The sequence below is a fragment of the Asticcacaulis sp. P2_B1 genome (assembly GCF_056404915.1).
On the sequence record NZ_JBFUDD010000006.1, the window covers coordinates 108,124 to 134,364 of the forward strand.

At 62.1% G+C, this 26,241-nt stretch carries 22 protein-coding genes and 1 riboswitch; of the genes, 8 read left to right on the forward strand and 14 right to left on the reverse strand.

Annotation, left to right across the window (positions count from 1 at the left end; translation table 11 throughout):
* Nucleotides 1-106: 106 nt before the first annotated feature.
* Nucleotides 107-1,627, forward strand: a complete 1,521-nt coding sequence (locus AC1DX3_RS14895; RefSeq protein WP_476990102.1) for a tetratricopeptide repeat protein — start codon at nt 107-109, stop codon at nt 1,625-1,627.
* 70 nt (nt 1,628-1,697) lie between these two features.
* Entirely contained in the window at nt 1,698-3,134 is a 1,437-nt protein-coding gene (locus AC1DX3_RS14900) for a right-handed parallel beta-helix repeat-containing protein (protein ID WP_476990103.1), read from the forward strand.
* A 326-nt stretch (nt 3,135-3,460) separates the two neighbouring features.
* Here the strand turns inward: AC1DX3_RS14900 and AC1DX3_RS14905 are convergent, their stop codons facing one another.
* From AC1DX3_RS14905 to AC1DX3_RS14920, 4 genes are all read right to left on the reverse strand, one after another.
* Nucleotides 3,461-3,859 (reverse strand): hypothetical protein, encoded by a 399-nt coding sequence (locus AC1DX3_RS14905; protein ID WP_476990104.1) that lies wholly within the window; start codon nt 3,857-3,859, stop codon nt 3,461-3,463.
* Nucleotides 3,860-3,996: 137 nt separating this feature from the next.
* Entirely contained in the window at nt 3,997-4,755 is a 759-nt protein-coding gene (locus tag AC1DX3_RS14910) for a YebC/PmpR family DNA-binding transcriptional regulator (RefSeq protein WP_476990105.1), read from the reverse strand.
* A gap of 197 nt (nt 4,756-4,952) precedes the next feature.
* Complete coding sequence (locus tag AC1DX3_RS14915) at nt 4,953-5,810, reverse strand: TIGR00282 family metallophosphoesterase (protein WP_476990229.1); 858 nt, start codon at nt 5,808-5,810, stop codon at nt 4,953-4,955.
* An 18-nt stretch (nt 5,811-5,828) separates the two neighbouring features.
* Nucleotides 5,829-6,419, reverse strand: a complete 591-nt coding sequence (locus tag AC1DX3_RS14920) for a 5-formyltetrahydrofolate cyclo-ligase (RefSeq protein ID WP_476990106.1) — start codon at nt 6,417-6,419, stop codon at nt 5,829-5,831.
* 341 nt (nt 6,420-6,760) lie between these two features.
* A riboswitch (yybP-ykoY riboswitch) is annotated at nt 6,761-6,942 on the forward strand.
* Here AC1DX3_RS14920 and AC1DX3_RS14925 point away from each other — a divergent pair.
* Both AC1DX3_RS14925 and AC1DX3_RS14930 read left to right on the forward strand, forming a co-directional pair.
* Nucleotides 6,943-7,956, forward strand: coding sequence for a sodium:calcium antiporter (locus tag AC1DX3_RS14925; protein ID WP_476990107.1), 1,014 nt, complete (start codon nt 6,943-6,945; stop codon nt 7,954-7,956). It abuts the riboswitch before it with no gap.
* A gap of 20 nt (nt 7,957-7,976) precedes the next feature.
* A complete protein-coding gene (locus tag AC1DX3_RS14930; RefSeq protein WP_476990108.1) occupies nt 7,977-8,261 on the forward strand; it encodes a 4Fe-4S dicluster domain-containing protein in 285 nt (94 codons plus the stop codon).
* A gap of 3 nt (nt 8,262-8,264) precedes the next feature.
* Here the strand turns inward: AC1DX3_RS14930 and AC1DX3_RS14935 are convergent, their stop codons facing one another.
* The 6 genes from AC1DX3_RS14935 to AC1DX3_RS14960 form a co-directional block, all read right to left on the reverse strand.
* Nucleotides 8,265-9,368 carry an aminotransferase class V-fold PLP-dependent enzyme gene (locus AC1DX3_RS14935; protein WP_476990109.1) on the reverse strand — a complete coding sequence of 368 codons (1,104 nt, stop codon included), beginning with the start codon at nt 9,366-9,368 and terminating at the stop codon, nt 8,265-8,267.
* Nucleotides 9,365-10,153, reverse strand: coding sequence for a tryptophan 2,3-dioxygenase family protein (locus AC1DX3_RS14940; RefSeq protein ID WP_476990110.1), 789 nt, complete (start codon nt 10,151-10,153; stop codon nt 9,365-9,367). Before AC1DX3_RS14940 ends, AC1DX3_RS14935 begins: the two co-directional genes overlap by 4 nt.
* 50 nt (nt 10,154-10,203) lie before the next feature.
* Nucleotides 10,204-10,995 carry a GDSL-type esterase/lipase family protein gene (locus AC1DX3_RS14945; protein ID WP_476990111.1) on the reverse strand — a complete coding sequence of 264 codons (792 nt, stop codon included), beginning with the start codon at nt 10,993-10,995 and terminating at the stop codon, nt 10,204-10,206.
* A complete protein-coding gene (locus tag AC1DX3_RS14950) occupies nt 10,992-11,423 on the reverse strand; it encodes a GNAT family N-acetyltransferase (RefSeq protein WP_476990112.1) in 432 nt (143 codons plus the stop codon). The genes AC1DX3_RS14945 and AC1DX3_RS14950 overlap by 4 nt, the downstream gene beginning before the upstream one ends.
* A complete protein-coding gene (locus AC1DX3_RS14955) occupies nt 11,423-13,711 on the reverse strand; it encodes a glycoside hydrolase family 3 C-terminal domain-containing protein (protein WP_476990113.1) in 2,289 nt (762 codons plus the stop codon). Before AC1DX3_RS14955 ends, AC1DX3_RS14950 begins: the two co-directional genes overlap by 1 nt.
* Nucleotides 13,712-13,868: 157 nt before the next feature.
* Nucleotides 13,869-14,471, reverse strand: a complete 603-nt coding sequence (locus tag AC1DX3_RS14960; protein ID WP_476990114.1) for a hypothetical protein — start codon at nt 14,469-14,471, stop codon at nt 13,869-13,871.
* Between the two features lie 120 nt (nt 14,472-14,591).
* On the opposite strand from AC1DX3_RS14960, the gene AC1DX3_RS14965 reads away from it, so the two are divergent.
* Entirely contained in the window at nt 14,592-16,133 is a 1,542-nt protein-coding gene (locus AC1DX3_RS14965) for an MDR family MFS transporter (RefSeq protein ID WP_476990115.1), read from the forward strand.
* A gap of 152 nt (nt 16,134-16,285) precedes the next feature.
* Nucleotides 16,286-18,154, forward strand: coding sequence for a CocE/NonD family hydrolase (locus tag AC1DX3_RS14970; RefSeq protein WP_476990116.1), 1,869 nt, complete (start codon nt 16,286-16,288; stop codon nt 18,152-18,154).
* A 128-nt stretch (nt 18,155-18,282) separates the two neighbouring features.
* Here AC1DX3_RS14970 and AC1DX3_RS14975 read toward each other — a convergent pair whose 3' ends face one another.
* Genes AC1DX3_RS14975 through AC1DX3_RS14985 form a run of 3 tightly spaced genes read right to left on the reverse strand, consistent with a single transcriptional unit; the run spans nt 18,283 to nt 22,451 of the window.
* Nucleotides 18,283-18,855 (reverse strand): DUF3237 family protein, encoded by a 573-nt coding sequence (locus AC1DX3_RS14975; protein ID WP_476990117.1) that lies wholly within the window; start codon nt 18,853-18,855, stop codon nt 18,283-18,285.
* Nucleotides 18,856-18,869: 14 nt separating this feature from the next.
* Nucleotides 18,870-21,119, reverse strand: a complete 2,250-nt coding sequence (locus tag AC1DX3_RS14980; protein ID WP_476990118.1) for a TonB-dependent receptor — start codon at nt 21,117-21,119, stop codon at nt 18,870-18,872.
* Nucleotides 21,120-21,161: 42 nt separating this feature from the next.
* Entirely contained in the window at nt 21,162-22,451 is a 1,290-nt protein-coding gene (locus AC1DX3_RS14985) for a serine hydrolase domain-containing protein (RefSeq protein ID WP_476990119.1), read from the reverse strand.
* Nucleotides 22,452-22,773: 322 nt separating this feature from the next.
* On the opposite strand from AC1DX3_RS14985, the gene AC1DX3_RS14990 reads away from it, so the two are divergent.
* Entirely contained in the window at nt 22,774-23,910 is a 1,137-nt protein-coding gene (locus AC1DX3_RS14990) for a helix-turn-helix transcriptional regulator (RefSeq protein ID WP_476990120.1), read from the forward strand.
* Between the two features lie 151 nt (nt 23,911-24,061).
* On the opposite strand, the gene AC1DX3_RS14995 is transcribed toward AC1DX3_RS14990, so the two are convergent.
* Nucleotides 24,062-25,219, reverse strand: a complete 1,158-nt coding sequence (locus AC1DX3_RS14995) for a M20 aminoacylase family protein (RefSeq protein WP_476990121.1) — start codon at nt 25,217-25,219, stop codon at nt 24,062-24,064.
* A 156-nt stretch (nt 25,220-25,375) separates the two neighbouring features.
* Between AC1DX3_RS14995 and AC1DX3_RS15000 the strand changes: the two genes are divergently transcribed.
* Complete coding sequence (locus tag AC1DX3_RS15000; RefSeq protein WP_476990122.1) at nt 25,376-26,194, forward strand: hypothetical protein; 819 nt, start codon at nt 25,376-25,378, stop codon at nt 26,192-26,194.
* Nucleotides 26,195-26,241: the final 47 nt, after the last annotated feature.

Consider the following 26,241-nt stretch of genomic DNA (forward strand, 5'->3'; position numbering starts at 1 on the left):
ATTGATATAACGGGGCCAGAGGGGGTGGCGCGCTTGACAGTCTTCATAATCCTTAACACAAGATGCGTTAACCATATTTTTGCCGACGCCGTCGGAGCGATTGCTGATGTCAGAACGTAATCAGACCGGATCGGTTTTGCGGCCCCTGAGTGAGGGTGCGAAGCAGGTCTTCAAGAGACAGGGGGGAAGCGTGCGTCACTGGACGGCGTTACTCTTCGGTCTTGGTTTTGCGACGACTCTCACCGGTTGCGACGATTCGACCTTCGGCTGGTTGCATCGCTCGAACGGCGTCGACCCGCTCCAGGCTGCCTATGCCTGTCCGCGTCCGCCCGACATGTTCCAGATGCAGGGCTTCAACGGCCAGGAACGCGAAATCCGCTATTACCGCCACCTCGGCTTCAGCAATGATTTCTTCGCCCAGCTCGAATTGGCCAACCGTTATGCGGCGCTGAACGCTGCGGATAAGAACCTCGAAGATCATATCGAATCGTCGGTTTGGCTGGTTTTGGCATTGGCCAATCAGTCCGGCTACGCGCCGATGAGCCGGGCCATGGATCCGCGCGGCGGCACCATGGCGTCGCGTTACGACAAGTGCCGGGCCTATGAGCGCGCACGTGCTTACAAGATGCTGGACGATCAGTTGTCAATGATGGATTCCGGTGAACGCGACAAGGTGCGCGACCGTGTCATCTATGTCATGTCGACCATGGGTGCAGACGGCTTCCGTACGCTGGGCCGCCTCTATGACGACCAATACGGTCCCATGGGCGAGCCGGCCGATAATCCGCAGGCCATCCGCGCCATGTTCCGCGGCAATAATTACGGCATGACCAATGTCCGTTCGCTGTTCGAACGCTCCGATGTCGACGCCTATCTCTATAACTACAAGGCCTCGGAAACCGGCGATGTCGGCGCCTATGTCCTGTTGAAGGATTTCGAAAAGTCGGCGCCCGACCGTGCCAAATACGCTTCCTTCGTCGAAGCCAAGGCCAAGCGCTGGGTCGCGCCCTACGAATTCTATCCGCCGGAAGCGCCCAATGGCGGCGTGCCGCACTCCGACGACAGCCAACTCGATGACGGGGCGACCTATGCCCTGTCGCGCATGGACGAACTGCCGTTCATCCATGTCGTGCGTGCCCTCGACTATCTCGACCTGCTGCATGCGGCCTGTTTCGAGCCCAAGGACGTGCCGAAGCAGACGCTCGACGGCCTGCGCGGCATGATCGGTATGCCGAGCGGCGACCGCTTCACCAATCTGGACCGCGTCCGCGCTATCCAATTGGCCGCCGTCAACGGCGACTCGCGTTCGCAACTGGTCCTGGCCGTCATGTATTCCGAAGGGGTCGGCGTCGATATCGACTATGCCCGCGCCTTCTATTGGTACCAGCAAGCCGAAAAGCAGGGCTCGCCCGAGGCGCGCTATGCCATGTCGACCTATTTCGATCTCGGCCTGCAAGGTGTCGCCGATCAGGACAAGGCGCAATCGGTAGTCATGCAGCTCGACTCGGCCCTCGCCGGCTTCCAGCCCTCGGCTGATCGCCTGCAGGCCGTTCTCGCCCAGGTATCGCGTAACCCGTCGGATCCGACGCCGTCGCTCAGCAGCACGCCGTCGAATGATTCTCGGTAATTATTGATTTTGCCATTATTTGGTTTGCCGGGGGTCTGCGTTCAGGACTCAAGGTGCAAGGAAAAGAAGCATGTGGATGCGCGCACGGACTGAAACTGTATCGACACCGGAGCGGGGCTTGCGCTTCGGCCTGGCTGGACTGATGCTGGCGGTCGCCACCGCGCTGTCTCCCGCCGCCCCCATCGCCGTATCGGCCGCCCATGCCGATACCTATACCGGCAACAATGCCGCGCGCCTCAGCGGCTATATCAAGCCGTGCTTCGGCATGTTGCTGGATGCTCAGCTGCGGACGTGCGGTTATGAGCGCCACTATCGCTCGCGCGGTCAGAACTATGGTTATTACGGCCGCGGTTCAGCCGATGCCGTCGTCGATTGTGATCGCGCCCACGGCGGCTATGTCGAAGAGGTTGTGCGCCGCATCCGTTCGGGCGGCATCCTGTACCTTAAGGCCAAGACGCGTTCCTGCATCGCTAGCCTCGACCTCAACCGCTCGATCACCATTATCGGCGAAGGCTACGGGCCGAACCAGATTCCGGTCCTGGTGGCGCCCGACGGCCAGCCTTGCGTTCGCGTCCATCCGGGCGCTGACCACGTCATCCTGAAGAACGTCTATTTCAGCTCGCCACGCGGCCAGGATGCGCCCTGCGTCGACGCCGCCAACAGCGAAGTGACGATCCAGAATTCCGAGATCCGCTATCAGGGTGACGGTGCCGCCGTTCACCTCGCCGGCGGCCGTCTCAACCTCACCGAAAACTCGCACGTTATCGCCAAGACGCGCTCGGTCGCCCTGGCTGTGACCAATGCCACCCTGTTTGCCGAAAACTCCGAAATCGCCACGACCTCGGGCGGCATCTATGCCACGCTCGACGGCGACTCGGCCATCCAGGGCGTCAGCATCCAGCAACTGGCCGACTGGCACGGTTTCGAACGCGGCGAAGGCGCCACCGGCATCGAAGTCACACTTGACAGCGGCGGCTCGATTCTCAGCATGAATGACCTGAAGGTCCTGTACTTCTCGCAGGGCGTCCTGCTGGAAGGCTCCGGCGAAGCCCTGCTGTCGCACAGCATGATCGCCCGCAGCGACCACGGCATCACCTCGTCGCTGAAGCGCACACGCATCATCGAAAACACCATCATCGCCAATGAAATCGGCGTCAATGTCGAAGACGGCACCGCCTATATCGGCCGCAACCAGATCGCCAATATGCGCACCGCCGGCATCCTGGCCAGCAGCGATGGCGAAATCCGGGCGGTCGATAACGAAGTCGATCCCAACGGCGCCGCCTGCCCGACCCTGCAATGGGGCAAGATCGAACCGTCGCAACGAGTCTGCACGCCCTGGTACAAGGGCTCGGAATTCGACGTGCCGGGCGATGCCAATGATCAATACCTGTTCGACGATTTCTGGCCGCGCATGACCGAGATCGCCATGGCGCCGGTCACCGGTACGCCGATCCCGCCGGCCGCACCGGTGGCGCCGAATACGAGCGACGCGTCGCGCCCCTAAGCGGGTAAAGGTTTATCACGGATAGATACGGGTGTTGTTCGCCCACTCGTGCCATTATTGGAATGGCGGGACTTACGGCGCGTAGCGCAAATCAGGTTTCGATCCACAGATCAGCCGGATAAGCACAGATTTCAGGACAATGTCCTCTCACCGCAGGCTTTGTCAGGCGCGAAGCGCCATCTGTGCTTATCTGGCTGATCTGTGGATTACAGTCTTGCGCTACGCGCGACACTCAATAGCCGTTGTTGCCCGTCCCTTCCCCGTACAAAACAAAAGCCCCGAATCTTGCGATCCGGGGCTTAAAATTGTGTCGGCGGCTAAAAGGCTTAGTGGTAGCCGTTATAGGCGTTCTTGTTATGCACGGAACGCGGAATGGCCGGGCCGGGACGCGGGTCGGCATCCGTACAGGCTTCCGGGATACCGCCACCGACCTTGCCGCCCATGCCGAGCGAAGTGTTGTTGCGGTTATTCTGAGCCGTCACGTCGACGCGCTTGCCTTCGGTATTCATATGCACTTCGGTGCCGGTGTCGCTATCATAGGTCATGACCTGCGGGGCCTTGCCGTTCGGCTCGAAGGCGGCGACGCATTCCTGCGCCTTTTCCTGCTGGTTGCGCGGATCGACATAGCCGTAGTCCGCGTGGCGACGGCCATAGGTTTCACAGCCCGACAGGCTTACAGCCAAGCCAATCCCCAGGCCGGCTAAAATCACAATCGACGCTCTCATTCAGGCCCCCACAAAAATGGTTAACGAGGCATATTCGCATACTTTAAGCGCTAAACAAAGCCTTGAATCCAGCGGAAATGAAAATTGGCGATGCGGGAGTCTCCCCCGCGCCACGCTTTTTCCCGGGTTAGGAGAAACTATCCCCCCAGGGCTTCCAGTTCTTCGTCGCTGATGTCGAAATTGGCGAAAACGTTCTGCACGTCGTCGTCGTCATTGAGCGCATCGATCAGCTTCATCAGGGTCTTGACCGGGTCGCCCGACAACGGCGTCAAGGTCTTCGGTTTCCACACGAACTTGGTCGCCTTCGGGTCGCCCAGCGACTTGGTCAGGGCTTCGGCGACGCTATTGAGATCCTCATAGGCGGTATAGATGATGTGGCCGCCCTCTTCCGGATCCTCATCGGTCTCGACATCGGCGGCGCCGGCTTCGATGGCCGCGTCCATGATGGCGTCGGCGCTGCCGGCCTTGAGCGGATATTCGATTTGGCCCAGGCGGTCCCACATGAAGGCGACGCTGTTGGATTCGCCCATATTGCCATTGTACTTGCTGAAATAGCTGCGCACATTCGACGCCGAACGGTTGCGGTTATCGGTCAGGACTTCGACGATAATGCCGACGCCGCCGGGCCCGAAGCCTTCGTAGCGGATGTCTTCGTAGGTATCGGCTTCACCCATCACGCCCTTTTTGATGGCGCGTTCGATATTGTCCTTGGGCATGGATTCGGCCTTGGCGTTATTGACGGCCAGGCGCAGACGCGGATTCATGTTAGGGTCGGGCATACCCGACTTGGCGGCGACGGTGATGTCGCGCGACAGCTTGGAAAACATCTTCGAGCGCACGGCGTCGGCGCGCCCCTTGCGGTGCATGATGTTCTTGAATTTGGAATGGCCGGCCATAAAAACCTCTTCACGAAGAAAGTTTTTGGCCAAGTGGCCAAAATACTTTTTCGTGTTTGTCGATGTGGAGAAAAATTTTCTCGGGCTGTGCGCCGCAGGGACGGTCCTTCAAAAATTTTTCGCATGTTGGTGAAGAGCTATGAGCTGGTCAGCTCATAGCTGGAATCCCCGGCTTTTATCGCGCCAAAAGCGCTTTGTCACGTGCCAACAGCAGACAGCACGTTGACTTGCGGAATGCTCTGGCTCAACCGGCCACCGACGCGGATCGGTTCGATGCGCGTAGCCAGGCCCGTCAGGTCGTCGCTTTCGACATAGACGCCGCACACCGTCGCCGAGCCCGAAGCCGGCTTGTAACGGTCGCGCGAAATCCGCGTCGTGAAACGCCTGAGCGGCTCTTCCTTGTCCATGCCGATGACGCTGTCGTAATCGGCACAGGCGCCGGCGTCGGTCTGGTAGGCCGTGCCCGCCGGCAGGATTTGGTGATCGCTGGTCGGCACGTGGGTATGGGTGCCGACGACCAGGGTGGCCCGGCCGTCGCAGAAATGGCCCATGGCCATCTTTTCCGAGGTCGCTTCACAGTGCATGTCGACGACGATGGCGTCGCACGCCATGCCGATCGGACAGGATTCGAGCTGCTTATCGACGGCGCCGAACGGATCGTCCATCGATGCCATGTGGACCAGGCCCAGCACGTTCATGACCAGGATGCGCTTGCCCGACTGGGTTTCGAACAGGTTGGCGCCGCGCCCCGGCGCATCGGCGAGCGGCGGATAGTTCAACGGCCTGATCAGGCGCGGTTCGCGCACGATATAGGTCAGGGCCTCTTTCTGATCCCACGAATGGTTGCCGAGGGTCAGACAATCGGCGCCGGCGTCGAACAACTGGCGCGCGGAATTTTCCGACAGCCCGAAACCGGCCGAGGCATTTTCCGCATTGATGATGACGAATTCCAGGTCGAGCTGACGCTTCAGACCGGGCAGGTATTCGCTTAAGGCATCGCGACCCGCGCGGCCTACCACGTCACCGAAAAAAGCAAAACGCATTACACTTCCAATTCCAAGACGGGAAACCGTCTAATGTGGACGCGCCTCGATCGCGCCCTGGTCCGTAAATATACCATCCAGTTGCTGATCATGCACCTCAAACGGTATCTCGGCAAGTTGCTGAGCGGAAAAAGCGATTCCGATCGCCTGTATGGCTTTTTGGCCACGCAGGGCGCTGACGGCACGATCATAATACCCGCCGCCATAGCCAAGCCTCTGCCCAGATGCGGTAAAGGCCAATAGCGGCATCAGCACGATGTCGGGGTCGACCTCCTCTGGGCCTTCATCAGGTTGCAGGATGTCGAACGGCCCGGTGATGAGCCGGTCGCCGATGCGGAAACGGCGAAAAACCATGCGAAACGAATCGCCGTCGGCCACCAGGCAGGGCAGCGCCAGGGCATAGCCACGGTCGGCAAAGGCTTCCATCAGCGGGAACGGGCTGATCTCGCTCTGGATCGGCCAATAGCCGGCAACGATCGCCGGTTTGGCGGGCCATCCGGAGGCGTCAAGGGCATCGACGGCGTGTTTGGCGACCGATTCGCCGGCGACGGGATTGGCGACGGCCAGCGCGGTCCGGCGCTTTTTCATTTCCGCCCGCAGGAGCGGCTTCGACTCATTCATCAGCATCCGCACCTCGGAATTTGGCCGCAGCCACAGGTGACTCAGAGTCGTTATATTGTAAAGGGGGCAAAGAAAGTTGGCGGCGCCATAAGAACCGTGTCGATGCGTTTAAATCCTCTCAGACCTGACTAGTCAGGTGGGAACCATGTAACTAGGACCAGGGTCCATATCAGGGACAGTCCCCGTTCTAAGTGATTAAGGTCAGAAGGAATGTTGATCGCCACGGGAGCCACAGCAAGACCCGCCGTTGTATATAATAGGCTCCGCTCACGGCGAACTCAAGGCCGCGTGGAAAAGATACCCTGCCCCTTCCCAAAGCCGGCAAAATCCGTCATAAGGCGCGCATTGTCATTGGGGAGTAGCCGCTTCCACCCGGAAGGACCGCGTCAACATAATCGGAACCATAGTTCCGTGGCGCGATCATAAGAGGCGAGACCTTTGGCCATGTTGCGATTGCCTTTGCCGGGCAAGCCGCTGCATTGCGCCATTGGTTTTTGTATCGCTTGCCCGGCCCGGAATGACCATGCTCCTGACTCTCATCCTGTTCCTGGGCTCCGCTGTCGCCATCTATCTGGCGTGCGAATATTTCGTCAATGCCATCGAATGGTGCGGCAAGCACATGAACCTCGGCGCCACTGCCGTAGGCTCGGTGCTGGCGGCCTTCGGTACGGCCCTGCCCGAAAGCGCGGTCACCTTTACCGCCGTCGTCTTCGGCCAGACGGCACAACAAAAAGATATCGGTGTCGGCGCCGCCATGGGCGGACCGCTGGTGCTGGCCACCATCGCCTATGGCGTGGTCGGCCTGGCCTTGTGGCTTAATCAGAAGCGTCTGAAGCGCGCCGACCACGCCGTCGAAGTCGACCACAAACGGCTGGGCCACGACCAACTGGCCTTCCTGGCCATCTTTGCCGTCAAGGTGACCGTGGGCCTCGTCGTTTTTTCCATCAAACCGTGGCTGGGCATTCTTTTCCTGGCCGCCTACGCCATCTATGTCTGGCGCGAAATGACCGCGGAAGAGATGGCGGACGAAGAGGAAGAGCTGGAACCGCTGAAGATCCGTCCCGGCAATCCCAATTTTGCCTGGGCCGCCCTGCAGGTCGTGGCGGCGTTGGGTGTTATCGCCCTCGCCTCGCATGTTTTCGTCGCCCAATTGGAGGCCATCGGCACGGCTCTGGGCATGGCGCCGCATCTTGTCGCCCTGTTGCTGAGCCCGGTCGCCACCGAACTGCCCGAAACCATGAACGCCATCATTTGGGTGCGTCAGGGCAAGGAACGGCTGGCCCTGGCCAATATTTCCGGCGCCATGATGATCCAGGCAACCGTCCCGTCGGCACTCGGCATCTTCTTCACGCCGTGGAAGTTCGACAATACGCTGCTGGTGTCGGGCATGGTGACGGCGCTGGCCATTGTCGTGTTGTGGGCGATGTTCCGCCGCGGCAAGGTCGATAGCCGGGCCCTGGCCTGTATCGCTGCGCTTTACGGCCTGTTTGCCGGCTGGCTGGTCTTCGGCCACTTGCTGGGCTTGCCGCAGTTATAGGGGCGGTTTACAAGGTCTGCATGGCTGAGCCTTCGTGCAAACAGGAACCGGGCGTCTTCGCGCCGGTCATCGACCGCAGCCGCTGCGAAGGCAAGGCCGATTGCGTCGTCATTTGCCCGTACGAGGTGTTCGAACTGGATATCTTGCCGGCGGAAGAGCGCGCCGGTCTCGGTTTCATGGCCAAGGTCAAGGGTACGCTGCATGGCTGGAAGCAGAGCTTTGCCGTCAATGCCGATGCCTGCCGGGCGTGCGGATTGTGCGTCTCGGCCTGTCCGGAAAAGGCGATCAAGCTGGAAAGACGGTAGAGGTCAGAGCAGACACGCTGCCACTATATCCGCATCGCCCTCGTCGTTCCACAGGTGGAAGGACAACCGCAACACTGCGCCGCGACGATCGAAGTGGCAACCGGCGGCGGTCAGTTTGGCGAAGATGTCGTCCATGCGGTCACCGGGCTTCAGGCACAGGGTTCCGCCCTTGCCGGCGCGGTCGATCTGCGACGACCATTGCGGAACCCTAGCGGCAATGCGGCTGAGCAGGCGACGGTTGTGCGCCAGGACCTTGTCGACACCGATCTCGTGGATTTCGTGCAAACCCTGGGTCGCCAGCACGCACGAGGCGATGGCCGGTGAGCCACCCCAGAAACGGCGGGCATCGGGGGCATAACGGAAGTCGCGGATATCGAATTCGAACGGGCTTTCATGCGAAAACCAGCCGACATTGGCCGGCCGGAAGTCGGACGTCTTCACCGGATCTGACCAAAGCCAGCCGGCGCCCGGCCCACCGCACAGCCATTTGACGCAGGAACCGACCAGGGCGCCGGCGCCCCAGGCCTTGACGTCGATCGGCAAAATGCCCGCCGATTGCGCTACATCGACGATCGAGAAAATGCCGCGCTCATCGGCCATGCGGGCGATGTCGGCGACGGGTGCGACAAGACTGGTATTGGAATGGACGTGCATGACGAGGACAGCGGCGACTTTTTTGGTCATGGCCCTATCCCATACCTCGACGTCGCCCGGGTCGGCGTCTTCGGGCAACAGTTCGACACGAAAACCGAAGCGCTCGGCCTGTTGCAGGACATAGCCCAGCGACGGGAAGCTGTGGGCCGAGGCCAGCAGGACATCTCGGCCGGGTTGGCGCGGCAGGCCGGACAGCAGCGAAAACAGACCGGCCGAGACATTGGCCTGGGGGCAGATCTCCGCCATGGCGCCCTTGACGACGGCGGCCACGGCGGCGCGGAAATCGTCGACGGCCGACAGCCACAACGGCCAGGCTTCCCCGCCCCTCGCCGCCCACGGCGTGAACATGGCGGCTTCCAGCTCACCGCGCGCCGCTGTTGGCAGGCAACCGACGCTGTGGGCCATCAGATAGGGCCCGCCCGGCGGTATTTCGAAGCGGTCGCGGAAGCTCATTCGACAGTGGCCGATAAACTGTCGCGCACCTTGCCGTATTCGCCGCCCCAGGCGTCGGTCATTTCATGGCGAACCGCCCACAACTGCGGGAAGAAGCGGTGGCGGGCGCCGGAATCAAGCAATTCGACCGGCCGGCCTTTCAGCGAGGCGGCGCCCATGCCGATCGAGCGCTGGATCAGCAGGATGTGGTTGCTGCGGAACCTGGCCATGCGTTCGTCAAATTCGATCAGGCATTCGGCGACGGTATAGGCGTCGTCGTGGGCATAGTTCGTGTCGTAGATATCGCGCACGCTCAGGCCGCGACCGGTCAGGTAGCGATCCTCGAAGGTCTCCCACAATTCCGGCGGCATGCGCATCAGGGTGCGGAAACCCGGCGATTCCTGGCCTGAGCCGTTGCCGAGTTGCAGACGGATCTGCTGATAGTCGCGCGGCGACATGGTCTCGAGCAGGTCGAGTTGCTCACTCATCAGCTTCAGGACCATGTTGGCGCGGGCGAACAGGGTCACGACCTTATGGACATGTCCGGCCTGCATGTGGTCGTCGATATCGAGCAGGGTCGCAATGATCAGCTTCATCCACAATTCCTCGACCTGATGGACGATCTGGAACTGCAGTTCGTCGGCATTGACGAAGGCGCTGAACGGCTTCTGGCAGGACAGCAGTTTTTCGGTCGACAGATAGATTTCGTAGTCGAGCTTTTCGGATTCGGAAATGAGATCGTAATAGTGCTGGCGGTTCATGGCGGCTTCCTCAGCGTGTTGCGGCGCGACCGGCAGGGTGCGCAAACATCGTTTCTATTGTATCTTGTTTACGCCTATTTCGGCGGCGACACACGCTATTTTTGCGCGCTTATCGTCTTGTCGATCACGCCTTCCGCCACCGGCGCCATGGCGGCATAGGCTGCGTCATTGGGATGGATGCCGTCGGTCGTATAATCGGCGCGCAGCAGGCCGTTGGCATCGCGCAGGACCGGACCATAATCGATAAAGCCGTAATGATGCTGCGCGCAGAAGGTCCTCAGCCAGATATTGAGACGGTAGAGAATCTCCGGCCGGCGGTCGCGCAGGGCGCTTTTGGCGTTGTCGGTGTAGTTGTTGACCGGCAGGATGGCGGTGAAGATCAGCTTGATGTGATTGGCGTCGGCGATCTCGGCCATGGCCAGGTAATTGGCCTCGATCTGCTGCTCGGTTTCGACCTGGAAGACGCCCTGGACGTCGTTGACACCGCCCAGGATAACGACGGCGGCCGGATGCAGGGCGACGACGTCGGCATGGAAACGCACCAGCATTTGCGGCGTCACCTGTCCGCCTATGCCGCGATTGATATAGGGTTTACCCGGAAAGAAGCGGCCCATATCCCAGCGATCGGTGATGGAATCGCCGATAAAGACGACGCGCTTTTCGCCGGTGGCCGGCGGGGCCAACGCGGCGTTGCGCGGGGCGTAGAGATATTGCTCGCCGAAGTCCTCGAGCATCTTGGCCGTTACCTTGGCGCGATAGGGCCCAAGCCATTGCCCCCAGTCCTTCTGCACGGCTTCGACGCGCGGCGGCGAACTTTGATAGTCTTCGGCCATGGCGGGGGCGGCGCACAGCAGGGCGGCCAGGCTGAGGAAAGCGGCGCGTATCATGGCTGGACCTTATAGATATCGGGATCGTAGCGTTCCATCAGGGTGTCCGGGAAAAGCGGCGCATGGAACCCGAAGCGAGCATAGAGCGGATGGGCGTCGCGCGTCGCCAGGGTAAAACGGCGCAAACCCTGCAGGTCGGGATGGGCGAAAACGGCCTCCAACAGGCGCGTGGCATAGCCCTGGCCGCGATATTCGCGTTCGACGAAGACGTCGACCAGGTTGGCGAAGGTGGCATGGTCGGAAATGACGCGGGCAAAGGCGATCTGTTCGCCGCCGAGAAACCCTGCGAAACACAGGGCGTTGGTCATCGCGCGGTCGAACAGGTCGCGCGGAATGCCCTGAGCCCATGCCGATTCCTCATTGAGGAAACGCCAGACAAGGGCGAAATCGATTCGCGCCTTGTCCGACGTGACCTCAAAGACGAGCATTAGTGACCTTTGACATCCAGTGTCTGGGCGCCGAGATGCACGGTGACCGTGGAGACGATATCCGTGGCCGAGGTCGCCAGCATGACCTGATAGTCACCTTCGGCAATCGTCCAGGTCTTGCTGGCTGAATCGTAGGTGGCGAGCAAGCGCGGATCGACGGTGACACTGACCTTGCCGATCTTGCCGGGTTTCAGCATGACCTTCGAGAAGGCGCCGAGGCGTTTGGGTGCTTCCCAGCCATTGCCAGCGACATAGACCTGGGCGACTTCGGCGCCTGCGGTCTTGCCGGTATTCTTCACCGAGAAGTTGACCGCCAGGCCCTTGCCGGCCGCTTTGGCCGTCAGGCTCGACAGGGCAAAGGTCGTATAGCTTTGACCGTAACCGAACGGGAACAATGGCTTTGCGCCCTTGAGGTCGAACCACTTGTAGCCGACCGCGGCGCCTTCGATATCGTAGTCGCTGTGCGGATGGGAATTGTCGTCGAGCTTCGGGTCGCCGTCGAGGACGGGCCGCGGCGTCTGGTCGAGCGAGGCCGGGAAGGTCGCCGGCAGGTGGCCGGACGGGTTGACCTCGCCGGTCAGGACGCGGGCGATGGCCTCACCGCCGGAGGAGCCGGGATACCAGGCTTCGATGACGGCGCCGGCCTTGTCGAGCCATGGCATGACGACAGGTCCGCCGGTCTCCAGCACGACCGCGGTATGCGGGTTGGCCGAGGCGACGGCGTCGATCAGGGCGTCCTGGCCGTCGGGCAGATTGAGGTCGGCGGCGTCGATGCTTTCACCCGTCCATTGGGTAGCGAAGACGATGACGAGATCGCTCTTGGCCGCCGCAGCGGTAGCCGCCGCGACGTCCTTACCGTCGAGATAGGTGACTGTGGCCTTGGTGCGCGCCTGGATGCCTTTCAGCGGCGAAGACGGGTAGTAATAGAGCGGCCCGGGGAAGCCTTCTGGGCCTTCGCCGTCGAAGCGCTTGCCGCCGGCCGTATAGACCTGGGACGAGCCGCCGCCGGAAATGACGCCGAAATCGGCATGACCGCCGATGACCGTGATGGTTTTGGCGGTCTTGGCGATCGGCAGGATGCCGCTGTTCTTCAGCAGAACCAGCGATTCTTCGGCATCAGTTTGGGTCGTCTTGGCGTGGGCGGCATAGTCGATGGTGGTGGCGACGTCGCCCTTGACCGGATCGTCGATCAGGCCATTGTCGAACATGGCATAGAGGACGCGATGCGCCATGTCGTCGACGCGCGCCTGGCTGACATAGCCGTTATTGAGGGCTTCACGCAGGGCGCCGGCGAAATAGGGCGACTTGTCGAAGGCCCAGCCCGATTCCTGATCGAGGCCGGCATTGGCGGCTTCGACGGTCGAATGGGTAGCGCCCCAGTCGGACATGACATAGCCCTTGAAACCCCAGTCGTTTTTCAGGACCTGATTGAGCAGCCAGTCGTTTTCGCAAGAATAATAGCCGTTGACGCGGTTATAGGCGCACATGACGCTGCCTGGATTGCCGATCTCATAGGCAATCTGAAAGGCCAGCAGGTCGGATTCGCGCGCCGCCTTGTCGTCTATCTTGGTGTCGATGGTGAAACGGTTGGTTTCCTGGGCGTTGAAGGCGTAGTGCTTCATGGTCGAGATGATATGGTTCGACTGGATGCCCTTGATTTCGTTGCCGGTGATGACGCCGGCCAACAGGGGGTCTTCGCCGCCATATTCGAAATTGCGGCCGTTGCGGGCCTCGCGCAGCAGGTCCATGCCGCCCGCCAGTTGCACATTGAAGCCGGACAGGCGCGCTTCATTGCCGATCATGGCGCCGCCGGCAAAGGCGGTTTCAGGATTCCAGGTGGCGGCGGTGGCGATGCCGGACGGCAGGGCGGTGCGCTCACGCGGGGTGGGCGAACGCTGGGTGGCGACGCCGACACCGGCATCGGTTTGCCACTGATTGGGGATGCCGAGGCGCGGAATGCCCGGCACGAAGCCGGCCGAATCGGGCAGGCCATCCTTGGGGAAGACGAAATTCTTTGTGGCATTGGCCTGCCACGGCGCATTGGTCGAGAAATAGCCGAAGACCATCTGCAGCTTCTCGTCCGGGGTCATGGCCTTGACGACCATGTCGGCGCGGGTGGTAGCGTCCAGCTTGGCATCCATCCACGGCAAGGATTTGACATCCGGGGCCGGGGCTGGGGCGTCTTGAGCGGAAACGGAAAAAGCGGTGAAGGCCAGGGCGCCCATCAGGGCAGTTGTGGCGGCCAGTCGTGCTAAGCGGCCGCGGTGCGCGGCGCGTGGAAAGGTCATAAAATACTCCCAAGTTTGTGTTGTCGGTGACCGGGTGTCTTTGGCGACACCTCTGCGTGATTGATGGCAAACTGGCACGCCTCTTATAGCCGAAAAGTTTCAGCGCCAAAGGACAAAATAATTCGCAGGCGTCCTATTTTTTGGGCTAATTTTTTGGCTAATTTTTCGGCAATTTAGCGAGATCGTAGCCGGGACCGAAGTCGAGCATGAAGACGGGCCCCAAGGCTATGGTCTGCTGGGCGGTCGCCAGTTGCAGCCCGGCGCCGGCCTGGCCCTTGTCGTAATCCATGGTGGCGGTGCCGGTGGCGTAATAAAGCTTCCAGGCGGAGGAGATCGTCAAATTGGCCGTGCCGATCTCGGTGTAGGGCGCCGTCACCTGCTGGGCGCGGGCGACGATGTTGATGGTATCGGCGCCCGGCGGCGGCGTGACGGCGCGCGCCCAGAAGGCCATCAGAATCACGTCGCCCTTATGAATCGGCGTGTCGTTGACGACGCCCGATTCGACGTCCCAGGGATTGGCGCCTGCCGAAGTGACATTGACGGTGAAGGCATAGCCGCCCGGCACGCCCGCGTCCTTGACCAGGTTGTGCGCCTGACCGTTGCCGTAAATACTCCATTGATCGGCGCCGGGATGGTGGGCCACGGCCTTCTCCATCAGGTCATGGTCCGTCACGCTTTGGGCCATCACGCTCTGAGTCTGCGCGACAAAGGGCAAGAACAGGCAGGCGGCGACGAGCCGTTGAACGGTAGGACGGAACATGGCGCCTCTCCTGAGGGTATCTTTTCGAATTCGGCCAGCAAAGGCCATGGCCGCCGCCAAGTCAAGCCTTGCCCTCGACGATGGCCGGGGGGTAAAGTTATAACAAACGGAGATCCGACCATGAGTGAGACGCACGCCGCACCCACCCAACCGGTGCCCATGGATAGCAAGGAAATCCGTGCGGTGATCCTGGGGCTCATGGTCGTCATGCTGCTGGCGGCGCTGGATCAGACCATCGTCTCGACGGCCATGCCGACCATCGGACGCGAGTTGGGCGACGTCGAACACCTGCCGTGGATGGTGACGGCCTATCTGCTGTCGTCGACGGTCGTGACGCCGTTATATGGCAAGCTGGCCGACATTATCGGCCGGCGCACGACCCTGCTGATGGCCATCGGCGTCTTTCTCCTGGGCTCGCTGTTGTGCAGTCTGTCGCCCAACATGTTCATGTTGATCGCGGCGCGGGCGGTTCAGGGCCTGGGCGGCGGCGGACTGATGTCCCTGGTCCAGACGGTGATTTCCGACATCGTCACGCCCCAGGAGCGCGGCCGTGTCCAGGGTCTGTTCGCCGCCGTCTTTACCTCATCCAGCCTGGGCGGACCGATTCTCGGCGGACTGATGGCGGAAAAACTGGGCTGGCCGTCGATCTTCTGGGTCAATTTGCCGGTCGGCGCCGTGGCGCTATGGATCGTCTATAAGGGCCTGACCAAGCTGCCGCGTTATGAACGCGCGCACAAGATCGACTGGATCGGCGCCCTCTTGATGACCGTGGCGGCGGTGACCCTGATGCTGGCCATCAATACGCGCGGCGCCGCCATTATGGGCGTGCCCTTATGGGCGGCCTATGTCGTGTCGGTGGTCTTCTGGCTGCTGTTCGGCCTGCGCCTGCGCCTGGCGGAAGAACCGCTGATTCCGACGGGCATCCTGAAAAACGGCACCATCGTGCGCGCCATCGCGGTCGCGACCCTGGCCATGGGATCGCTGATGTCGGTCGGCGCGTACAATCCGTTATATATTCAGCTGATCTACCATTTCAGCGCCACCCAGGCCGGTCTCGCCATGACCCCGCTCAGCCTGGGCGTAGTGGCTGGATCGATCCTCTCCGGCCAGATGATGGGCCGCAGCAAGACCGGCCGCGGTTACAAGCTTTTGCCCATGGTCGGCCTGGCCCTGGGTGCGGTGATGTACGGTCTGCTCGCCCTGATCTCCGACCGGCTGCAATGGTGGAGCTATATCGGTTGCCTAGTCGTCGCCAATGCCGCTGTCGGCTCGACCTTCCCGGTCTCGACGGTGGTCGTGCAAAGCGTCGTCGAACGCCACCAGATGGGCACGGCGACGGGGGTGATGAACTTCTTCCGCTCATTGGGCGGCGCCATGCTGGTGGCCGTCTTCGGCGCCATACTGTTCGGTGAGCTTTATGCACTGCTGGGCAATAGTTTCAACGGCGCTCTGACGCCCGAGGCCCTGGCCCATGTCGACGATCCCGGCCGCATCTACCGCCCGGTGTTTATCGGTGCGTCGGTCGCCATGGCGCTTGCCTTCGTCCTGCTGTGGTCGATGGCGGAACCGCCTCTGCGCCAGCGCGAAAACGCCATCGCCAAGGATGCCGAGGAGGCGTCGGGCGAAGTGCTGGAAGGCGCCGATTTTTCCGAGAGAAAGTAACCATTTGGCAAATTCCGCCAACGGAGTCGCCGCGGAAATCCAAGTGTAGGTCCATATCCCGTTTGGGATATGCAGGACGCGTCAGTGACGGGCAAATGTGCATCCGCCGGCGCAGTTTCGCCCGGTGATAGCCTCCGCGCGAGACACTCTGCATGACCTTGAAAAACCTGGCGTTCGGCGCCGCCTGCCTGGCCGTGATGACGGCATCCGCGGTTTGCGGCCAGGATACCTCATTCGACGCCCAGACCAGCGATCTGTTTCGCGTGGCGCCGGATACGCCGGTCATGGCGCCCTTCTGGGCCAAACGGCTGACAGGCTATGTGACGACACACGACGGCGTAAGGCTGCGCTACAGCGCCCTCTTGCCGCAGGGCAAGGGCCCCTTCCCCGTCATCGTCAACTACAGCGGCTACGATCCCGGCAGTATCGGCGGCAAGTCCTACCGGCAGAACGACCAATCGATGTCGACGACCCTGGACCGCCTGCTGATCGACCATGGCTATGCCGTGGTCGGAGTCAATGCCCGCGGCACGGCCTGTTCCGAAGGCGTTTTCGATTTCCTCGGGCCGGATTACGGCCGCGACGGCCGCGACGCCATCGAATTTATCGCCGCCCAGCCGTGGTCGAATGGCGCCGTCGCCATGGGCAACTGGTCGTGGGCCGGCATGTCGCAACTGGCCACTGCGTCGGAGCGGCCGCCGCACCTGAAGGCGATCGCGCCGGGCATGGTGCTGGGCGATCCGCGGCTGGACAGCTGGGCACCCGGCGGCGTGCCGGCGCCGCTGTTCGTCGCCAACTGGTGGCAATATCTCCACAGTCGTTGGGAGGCGGCGCGCGACAGCGCCGTGGCCGAAGGCGACCAGGCCTGCATCGCCGAGGTTCAGGCCAATATGGCGAGCGCCGAACCGCACGCCCTGCCGACCTTTTTGCTGCAACATCCGCTGCGCGACGAGACGATCGAGCAACGCCGGCTGGCGGCGCGAACGCACAATATCACCGTGCCGGTGCTGTCGATGGAAGCCTTCCAGGACGAGGCGGTGACCTCGCGCGGCGGCTATTACCAGGATACGCTGGACCCGGTGAAGTTGTGGCTGGTGCAGACCAATGGCGGGCACGACCTCTATGATTCGGCCGTGTTCCAGCAGACCCTGCTGGCCTTCTACGACCATTTCGTCAAGGGCGAGGACAACGGTTTCGAGCACAGGCCGCATGTTCAGGTGTGGATGCAGACGACCAGTTCGGCGACGCCGGGTAAGCTGAATATCGACGCCAAACCCAGCTTTGTCATCACCCGGCCGATCTATCCGGTGGCGGTGACACCCTATGTGCTCAATCTAGATACGGGCGGTCGCCTGGGCGACACGGCGGGCGGCGGCGATCCGGATAAATACGCCTATCCCCGGCCCGGCGTCGCCGTCGATACGGACGAGGCCGATACGGGCGAAGACGGCTGGTCGGCGCTGGATCCGGACTGGCGCGCCGGCACGGCGGTCTATACCAGCGACCCGATGGACCGCGACCTGGTCGCCTATGGCTCGGGCAGCGCCGACCTGTGGATTTCGGCCACGACGTCGGACACCGATGTGCAGGTGACCCTGACCGAGGTGCGTCCCGACGGTCAGGAAATGTTCGTCCAGCGCGGTTGGCTGAGGATGTCGGATCGCGCCCAGGACGACGGGCAGGCGACGATGGTGCGGCCGGCGCCTTTGGATCGGCCGGCGACCATGATCGCCCTGACGCCCGGCGTCCCGGTTCTGGGGCGCGTCGAGCTCAACAAGTTCGCCCACGTCTTCCGCACAGGGTCGCGTATCCGCATCTGGATCGATACCCCCAGCCGTTGGGGGGGGTATGGCTTCACGCCGGTTTCGGCACCGTCGACCAACCGGGTGTGGCACGACGCGGCGCATCCGTCACGGTTGGTGTTGGGGGAATTGCAGGGCATTGCGGTGCCGGCCGGCCTGCCCGCCTGCGGCACGATCCTGAAGCAGCCGTGCCGCCCTGATCCGCTGGCAGGTCAATAAAAACCTGCTGAGAGCAGGCCTCCGAAATGGCTGGCGCAGCGAGATTCGGAGTAGTTTTGGCGCTATTCACCCAAAACCGACACTCCGAATCGAATACGGGCCGGCTGTATATGGTATTATAATACTTGTCAGTTGACGCGGTAAACCTGGATCAGGCGGTCGTTTTGCCCCGGTCCAGCCAGCTTCATAGTCTCGGGCACCTCGACCAGGGTCGACAGGAAGATGGCCCGATTCAGCCAGTCGTACTTGCCGACCGGCGCCGTGAAGTCGGGCACCAGGCGGAACCTTTGCGGTGCGCCGGCCGTTGCGGGATAGTAGAGCCCTTTATTGTGGATGATGATCTGCACGCCGTCGTCGGTTTTCAGGCGATAGAGGGCGTCGATGACCTCAACACCGTCCGGCCGCGTGACCGGGAAATCGCCGCCACCGGGAATGACTTCGCCGCGGATGCCCTTGCCTTCGAAGCGGCCGCCGACGATCGGCCAGATCTCGGTGCGTTTGCCGTCCTTGCTGGCGGCGTCACCGCCGACGGCTTGCGGATCGGTGCAGGTGACGACGAGGTTCATCACCAGTTCCAGGCCTGGCGTGTCGAAAGATGTCATCTCTGCCGCGCAGGCCATTTTGGGCAGGGCACTCCCGGCCAGGGCGATGAGGCCCAGGCCGAGACATTGCCGGCGTCCCATTGTGTTTTGAGTCGTCATGGTTTCTCTCCGCGTCAATAGGACAGGCGCAGGCGGACACCAACCTGGCGCGGTGTGCCGTAGAATTCATTGTCGACATATTGGCCCGACGTATAATTTTGGTCAGTCAGGTTGGTGGCGTAGAGCTCGATGCTGTAGGTGTCGCGTTTATAGGTGACGAGCGCATTCCACAGGCCGTAACCATCGATCAGGTCGGTTGCCGGATCATAGGCGATATAGGTCCACTGCTTGCCGACATAGGCATAGTTGAGGCGCGGCGTCAGGGTGGCGTCAGCGATATGGAAGACGTATTCGGCGCCGAGATTGTACGACAGTTCCGGCGAATAGAGGTTGGGCTTGCCCGACACCGTGTGGGTCACCGAACCGTAGTTGTAGCAGAAGTTGGGCACGTCCGGCACGCCGGCCGGGCATTGCGGCAGGGTCGAGGCGCCGGGGTGGTCGCGAGCGAAGGCGCGCAGGTCGATAAAGGTGACGCTGCCCATTTTCGAGCTGACGACCGAGAGACCGCCATCGATGTGGAAGTCGCCGAACCGTCCCTGGGCGCTGGCTTCCAGTCCCTTGATGGTGGCGTCGGCGATATTGCCGGGTGTCGCCACGCCGGTGATGGCATTGACGAGATTGTACTGGAAATCCTTGTAATCGTAATGGAAGACGCCCAGCTGCGTGCGCACCCGGCCGCCGGCGAAGGCCGATTTCCAGCCAAGTTCGTAATCGGTCACGGTTTCGGGGCGAAACTTGTCGACGACCGAGGCATAGCCGCCCGACTTGTAGCCGCGCGCCACGAAACCATAGACCAGGTTGTTGTCGTCCGGCGTCCAGTTCAGCGATATCTTGCCCGTCGGTTTCGAGTCTTTCTCCTTGCCGGCGACGCTGGCAACCGCGATGCCGTCGGGCGGGAAGCCCGGGATACCGGCGCCGATAATCACGTCGCCCGTGCCCGTCACCTTATAGGTCGAGTTTCTCACCCCGACATCGAGCGCCAGGGTGGGCGTGATCTTGTAGGTGCCCTGGGCGAAGACACCGGTCGTTTCCTTGCGCGTCAGGCTGTCGACAGCCGTCGGGAAACCGTCGGACAGGAACAGATACTGGCTGTAGACCTTGTTGCGCTGGTAATAGGTGCCGAGAATCCAGCTGAAGCGGCCGGTGGTCGGCGAAATCAGGTTGAATTCCTGCGTCCAGATCTGTTCGCGGGCATAGTTGTTCTCCATGGCCCTCGGCAATACCGTGGTGTAGCGCGCCGCATTGGTGGCGTCGTAATCGTCCTGGGTGTTGAAAGCCTTGTCTTGATAACCCGACATCGAGCGCACGGTGATGCCGTTGCCAAACTGGTATTTGAGCTCGAGCGTGTCCTGGGCCGCCCTTTGATTATTGAAGACGATTTCGTCGAAATCGACCGTGCGGTTGGGTGAGCGATAGGGCCCGTAGGGCTGCGCGACGATCGGGGCGAAGGCAAAGCCGCCGTTCTGCAAGCGGTCGGTTTCGACCTTGAACAGGGCCTGGAAGGCCTCGGTCGGCTTCCACAATATACCGAGACGACCGCCGACCTCGTCCAGCCGGCCGGGTTGGTTATGGTTGGGCCCGAGGTCTTCGAAATAGGCGTCGTGCTGTTTGGAATCGACGGCCAGACGGACGGCCAGTGTATCGCTCAAGGGCAGGTTGACGGCGCCTTCGAACCCCTTGAAATCATAATTGCCGAGCGAGGCTTCGAGATAGCCTTCATGGGCGCCCAGCTTCGGGCTCTGGCTGTTGATGAAGACGGCGCCGCCGGTCGAGTTGGAACCGACGAAGGTGCCCTGAGGTCCGCGGAAAACCTCGACCGAACCGATGTCGTAAAAGCTGTTGGTCGAAACGATCGGCGGCTGGAAGACGCCGTCAACATAGGTGGCGACGCCGTTGACGACATTGGGCGTATTGGCCGACAGGCCGACGCCGCGGATATTGACGTTCTGGGTAAAACCCGAGTCGGTGAAAGACAGGGAGGGCACGGCATATTGCAGGTCACTGGCGCGCGATACGCCCTTGCCGGCCAACGCGCCGCTGTTCAGCACGACGGCGGAGACGGCGACCTTTTGCAGGTTTTCCCGGCGTTTCTGCGAGATGACGACGACGATAGCCTGATCGTCGTCGGGTGTCGTGGCCGTGTTTGGAGTGGTTGGGGGGGCGGCTTCGGTCTGCGCAAAGGCGCCCGTCGCCGTGCCGGCGGCCAGGACCGCAAGGGCCGAAGCGCAACCGAGGCACCATGTCCTGGTAGGTGTGTGTGTCATGTGATTATTCCTTTTTCCCTGAAGCGATGTTTTTTTATGTGCTTATTGTGCGGGCCAGGCCGCGGCCGCCGCCATGAAGCTGAGCGCCTCGCCATAGGCCTTGTCGTTGTCCGGTGGGAAATAGCTGAGCTTGACGACCACGGTCTTACTGTCCGGATCGACATAGATGAATTGCCCTTGCAGGCCGACGGCGTAATAGGCGTTGGAATTCGCGACCGTCCACCACTGATAGCCATAACCGCCCGCCGCGGTTTCGGGCGTCGCCGGCCGGGTCGATTCCGCAACCCAGCTTTCCGACAGGATGCGCTTGCCGTTGGCGACGCCGCCGTTCAGCATCATCAGGCCCAGCCGGCCGTAGTCGCGCAAGGTGGCGTTGTAGCCGGCGCCGGTAAATTCGCGGCCGGTGCCGGGCTCGCCGTCCAGGATGTAGAACCCGTTGGACTGTGCCCCCAGCGGCTCCCACACCCGGCTGGCCAGATAGGCTGAGGCATTCATGCCGGCGACACGTTCGACCAGCCAGCCGAGGACCGCGGTGTCCAGCGTCTTGTATTCGAACAGGGTGCCGGGCGCTGCCTTGGACTTGATCGTCCGCGCCGCGTCGGCGAAACGCGTGACGTTTTCCACCAGGCTGGTTTCATGGTTACGCGCCGCGGTGCTGGGGTTGGTGAAGTCGTAGCGTTCTTCGTAGTCGACGCCGGAACGCATTTCCAATACCTGGCGCACGGTGGCGTCCTTATAGCCGCTGTCTTTCAGTTCAGGCAGGTAGGTGACGATCTTGTCGTCGAGCGACTTGATGCGACCCTCTTCCAAAGCCTTGCCGACCAGGATGGAGGTGATCGACTTGGCCATCGACCAGGACATGAAATGGGTATCGGGGCCGGTATTGTTGCGATAGATTTCGCTGACGATCCGGCCGTTCTTGATGATCAGCAAGGCATTGGTGAAGGTACGCTCGAGGAAGTCGTCCTGGCTGTAGGTTTGACCCGCGAAACTGTAGCTGACCTTGAGCGGCACCGTCGCCGACGGCAAATCCCACACGGGGCCGGAGCGGCCCACGGTACGTGTGGTGAAGAGCTCATCCATATTATGGAAGGTCAGGGTCGAGACATCGCTATCCAGCATGTGGCGGCGCAGTTGCTGGATGGCGACGGGGACCGTGCTGGTATTGACCGGCGCCGCGGCGGCGGCCGTCACGGTGCCGGTGCCGCCGGGATAGGCCGTCCTGTCCTGCTTGCCGTCTTGCTTGCCGTCTTGGGCGTGCGCCGCACCGGACAGGCCGTACAGGCTTAAGACGAGGGCGGTCGCGAAGCGGGCGGATTTAGGCGAAATCATGAAGGGAAGATCCTGGAACGGTGACTGACCGGACCACGCTACCGGCGCCATACCCGGCCGGCATATCCCGTTTGGTATATGCCGTGCGCACCGGGCCTGTTGGCGCCAGGGCGACACTTCGATAAATGGCTTATCTTACAATGAATTACAGCTTGGCTAGGCGAGGACGACACAGGCCATGCCGCGCAAAATTAGGTATATCATGTAACATTTATATCATAGTTATACGCGTTCATGGCGGTCGCACGGCGATGGCGGTGGACAATAATCCGTTGCGGAGTACCCTGAGCACTATTCAATGACCGGAGACATGCTCAGGCTCATGCTGGCCTCACATCACGATCTGCTACTGACGCTGTATGAAACCGTGCATCGGCCCGATAGCTGGCGCACTTTCCTCGACCAGGTTTGTGCCGGCATCAATGTCCGCAGCGCCGTGGTCCAGCGCCTGCGCACCGGCGGGCCGACCCTGCAAACGACATGGCTGGCCTTCGATTCCTATTCCGAAGAATATGCCGCCCAACATGCGCCCGTCGTCAACGACGTCATGAATCCGCGCCTCCAGGCCGAATACGACCTGCCGCCCCTGGCCATCGGACAGGTCGGTATCGCCTGCGATGAGGACCTGCCCATGCCGGCCCATGTTCGCCGGCGGTTTCAGGACGATCTCGGCGATGTCGGTCTGGGCAAGGGCATTTTCGCCGGCATGGACATAGCGCCGACCGAAGGGTTCAGCCTGATCCTGCATCGCCACCCCGGCGAAAAGACCGGCTATTCATCGCGGGACCGCGCCTTCCTCATGGATCTCGTGCCCCACCTGTCGCAGGCCATCGTTCTGTCGGACAAGCTCAACCGGACCGTCCGTCAGTCCGCGGCGATGCAGCAGGTCCTCGACCGGGCGCGACCGGCCCTGATTATCTGCGACCCCCAGGCGCGGCTGATATGGTCTAACCAGGCGGCGCAGCAGGTGCTGAAATCCTCGGACAGCCTGAAGGTCATTGCCGGGCGCGTCAGTTGCAAGCGTCACGACCGCACGGCGGCCCTGCACGCCCTGATCCGCCGGACCTGCTTGCAAGGGGAGGACGAGACCCTCGATCAGCGCTGCCTTGTCGTCGACGACCACGGTTTCAACCCCATGCATGTCATGGTCATGCCGTTGCCCAAAACCGAGGACGACGGTGAGGACCAAGTGGCGCTCTTCCTGACGCAAACCGGCGCCGCCTTCGATATCCCGGCCCGGCTGCTGGAAAAACTTTTCCGCCTGTCGCCGGCCGAGGCGCGGCTGGCCAAGGCGATCGTCGAAGGCGGCGCGGTCAATACCTACGCCCTGGCCCAGGGCCTGGCCGAGGGCACGGTACGGTTTCAGCTCAAACAGGTGCTGGCGAAAACCGGCTGCCCGCGGCAATCCGACCTGGTGCGTTTGGTCTGTTCGACCATGATGAGCCAGTTCGGCCATTAAAAGCTGATGGCATGTAAAAGCCCCCGGGGCATCGCTCCGAAGGCTGAATTCCATTTCGCCAAGGCGGGCAAGGCTTGGTGGCCTGTTAAACCCGCAGGTCAGGGATGAAAAGCCGCTTCTTCGTCGAGCTTTCGTGCAACCATGCCCGACGTTAAACGCCCAGCCGTTCGGCGACAACGGCCTTCCAATAGGCGATTCCGGTCGGCAGGACGGCATCGCTGAAGTCGTAGGTCGGGCTGTGCAACATGCAGGTATCGGGGCCGTGGCCCTGTCCCAGCCAGACGTAACAGCCGGGACGGGCTTCGAGCATGAAGGCGAAGTCTTCCGCGGTCATGGAGGGCGGCTCATGGCGGCGGACATTAGCCTCGCCGACGACTTTTGCCGCGGCCGCGGCGGCATGGGCCGTCTGGTCCGCTGCGTTCACCGTCGCCGGAAAGCAGCGCCGGTAGTCATAATCGACCGTGACTCCCAGGGCCGCACCGACGCCGGCCGCGATCTCACCCATCCTTCGTTGCGCCATATCGCGGATTTCGGGCCGGAAAGACCGCACCGTACCCCGCAGCTCCGCGGATTCCGCAATGACATTGTCGGCGCTGCCGCCATGGATCTGCGTCACCGAAACCACCAGGGCCTCGTGCGGCGGTGCATTGCGGCTGACGACGGTTTGCAGGGCCACGGCAAGGTGCGCCGCCGCCACGACCGGATCGACGACCAGGTGCGGCATGGCGGCATGCCCACCCTTGCCTTTTACACGCATGGAGAAGAAATCGCAGGACGCCATGACCGGCCCCTCACGGACGCCGATCGTGCCGGCCGGCAGTTGCGGCCAATTGTGCAGGCCGTAAACCTCTTCGATATTGAAACGGTCGAACAGGCCTTCGTCGACCATGACCTGGCCGCCGCCAAGCGCCTCTTCGGCCGGCTGAAAGATGAAGCAGACCGTACCCCTAAACTCGGGATCGCGCGCCAGGTCGCGGGCGGCGCCCAGCAGCATGGCGGTATGGCCGTCGTGACCGCAGGCGTGCATGCGGCCGGCAAAGGTCGAGGCGTGGCCGAAGCGGTTCATTTCCTGCATCGGCAGGGCGTCCATGTCGGCGCGCAGACCGATGACGCGTCCGGGACCATGACGGCCGTGTAAGACGCCGACCAGGCCGGTTTTGGCCCAGCCGTCGTGGGTTTCGATACCGAAGCTGCGCAGCTTGTCGGCCACGAAGGCAGAGGTCAGAATCTCTTCATACCCGAGTTCCGGCCGGGCATGGATATGGCGACGCCACAGGACGGTTTCGTCGAGATTATTGCTGTCGGCCATGATGTCCTCTGCGGGAGCCTCAGCCTAGCACCGGCGTCGGGGTTTTTAAACCGGCGAGATGAACCGATTGAAATTGACGTGAGCGTGCATCCAGAGGCGGCCGGCCGACGTAAGGGCTGTGACGTCCGGGTTTCGGCGTCGCAACCGGTGGCAGGCATGAGGTGGCTGGACAAGCTCCGCAGGATGGTGAACCGGCGTTCGGTCGAGCGCGCGGGAATCGTTTGCGCCGTCGTCGTGGCGCACGTCTTCGTCTTTATGGCCATGGCGCTCCAATTCCGAAGCGATCGTACCCCGGTCGGTATCGAAGGCCAGGTGGTGATGGCGAGCCTGGTTTCCGCCATGCCGGCACAACATCCGTCACCGCCTGCGCGACGATCGCGGCCCAAGGCGGCCAAGCCGAAGACCGTCGAAGTCCATCAAGACAATCCGGCGCCGGACGGTTTGAGGCCGCCTGAGCCGGAATGGGTCGCCGCCGCCCAACCCGACGCGGACGATCCGGGCGACGACGACACCTTGCATTTATCGGACAGCGACGCTCTCGCTCTGGAACAGTTCCAACCGGCCGCGGCGGCGGCGGGGGAACCGAATACGCCTTGCAATCTGACCGCCATGCTCGCCACCGGCTTTGCGCAAAGTCCGGCCGTGCGTCAGGGCTTGAACGAGCTTCCGGCCGATCAACGTTCGGTCGCCAACGCCGTCAACTTGTGGGACGGGCAATGGCCGGGAGACTCGACAGCCGGCGGCAAGGCCTTGCTGCGCGCCTTGCTGGTCAAGGCAATCACCGGCGCCCGGGCCGACTGTTTGACCCAGGCCAACCGCGGTCCAGTCCTGTTCCTGGTTCCCGAACGCCAGACCACGGTCGTACTGGCCGTCGGCTCCGGCGAATGGACCTGGGGCGATTTGCTGGCGGCGCCCTCCGTTACCGACGACAATTATTTCCTCACCCTCGCATCCGAAATTCCGGCCGCCCCGTAATCCAACCAAGGGCCGAACAGATACAATTAACGATCGTTCGCGATCAG

What these genes read in the sequence shown, in the direction of transcription:
- AC1DX3_RS14895 (WP_476990102.1), top strand. Translation starts at nt 107, where the DNA reads ATGTCAGAACGTAATCAGACCGGATCGGTTTTGCGGCCCCTGAGTGAG.
- AC1DX3_RS14900 (WP_476990103.1), top strand. Translation starts at nt 1,698, where the DNA reads ATGTGGATGCGCGCACGGACTGAAACTGTATCGACACCGGAGCGGGGC.
- AC1DX3_RS14905 (WP_476990104.1), bottom strand. Translation starts at nt 3,859, where the DNA reads ATGAGAGCGTCGATTGTGATTTTAGCCGGCCTGGGGATTGGCTTGGCT.
- AC1DX3_RS14910 (WP_476990105.1), bottom strand. Translation starts at nt 4,755, where the DNA reads ATGGCCGGCCATTCCAAATTCAAGAACATCATGCACCGCAAGGGGCGC.
- AC1DX3_RS14920 (WP_476990106.1), bottom strand. Translation starts at nt 6,419, where the DNA reads ATGAATGAGTCGAAGCCGCTCCTGCGGGCGGAAATGAAAAAGCGCCGG.
- AC1DX3_RS14925 (WP_476990107.1), top strand. Translation starts at nt 6,943, where the DNA reads ATGCTCCTGACTCTCATCCTGTTCCTGGGCTCCGCTGTCGCCATCTAT.
- AC1DX3_RS14930 (WP_476990108.1), top strand. Translation starts at nt 7,977, where the DNA reads ATGGCTGAGCCTTCGTGCAAACAGGAACCGGGCGTCTTCGCGCCGGTC.
- AC1DX3_RS14935 (WP_476990109.1), bottom strand. Translation starts at nt 9,368, where the DNA reads ATGAGCTTCCGCGACCGCTTCGAAATACCGCCGGGCGGGCCCTATCTG.
- AC1DX3_RS14945 (WP_476990111.1), bottom strand. Translation starts at nt 10,995, where the DNA reads ATGATACGCGCCGCTTTCCTCAGCCTGGCCGCCCTGCTGTGCGCCGCC.
- AC1DX3_RS14950 (WP_476990112.1), bottom strand. Translation starts at nt 11,423, where the DNA reads ATGCTCGTCTTTGAGGTCACGTCGGACAAGGCGCGAATCGATTTCGCC.
- AC1DX3_RS14955 (WP_476990113.1), bottom strand. Translation starts at nt 13,711, where the DNA reads ATGACCTTTCCACGCGCCGCGCACCGCGGCCGCTTAGCACGACTGGCC.
- AC1DX3_RS14960 (WP_476990114.1), bottom strand. Translation starts at nt 14,471, where the DNA reads ATGTTCCGTCCTACCGTTCAACGGCTCGTCGCCGCCTGCCTGTTCTTG.
- AC1DX3_RS14965 (WP_476990115.1), top strand. Translation starts at nt 14,592, where the DNA reads ATGAGTGAGACGCACGCCGCACCCACCCAACCGGTGCCCATGGATAGC.
- AC1DX3_RS14970 (WP_476990116.1), top strand. Translation starts at nt 16,286, where the DNA reads ATGACCTTGAAAAACCTGGCGTTCGGCGCCGCCTGCCTGGCCGTGATG.
- AC1DX3_RS14975 (WP_476990117.1), bottom strand. Translation starts at nt 18,855, where the DNA reads ATGACGACTCAAAACACAATGGGACGCCGGCAATGTCTCGGCCTGGGC.
- AC1DX3_RS14980 (WP_476990118.1), bottom strand. Translation starts at nt 21,119, where the DNA reads ATGACACACACACCTACCAGGACATGGTGCCTCGGTTGCGCTTCGGCC.
- AC1DX3_RS14985 (WP_476990119.1), bottom strand. Translation starts at nt 22,451, where the DNA reads ATGATTTCGCCTAAATCCGCCCGCTTCGCGACCGCCCTCGTCTTAAGC.
- AC1DX3_RS14990 (WP_476990120.1), top strand. Translation starts at nt 22,774, where the DNA reads ATGCTGGCCTCACATCACGATCTGCTACTGACGCTGTATGAAACCGTG.
- AC1DX3_RS14995 (WP_476990121.1), bottom strand. Translation starts at nt 25,219, where the DNA reads ATGGCCGACAGCAATAATCTCGACGAAACCGTCCTGTGGCGTCGCCAT.
- AC1DX3_RS15000 (WP_476990122.1), top strand. Translation starts at nt 25,376, where the DNA reads ATGAGGTGGCTGGACAAGCTCCGCAGGATGGTGAACCGGCGTTCGGTC.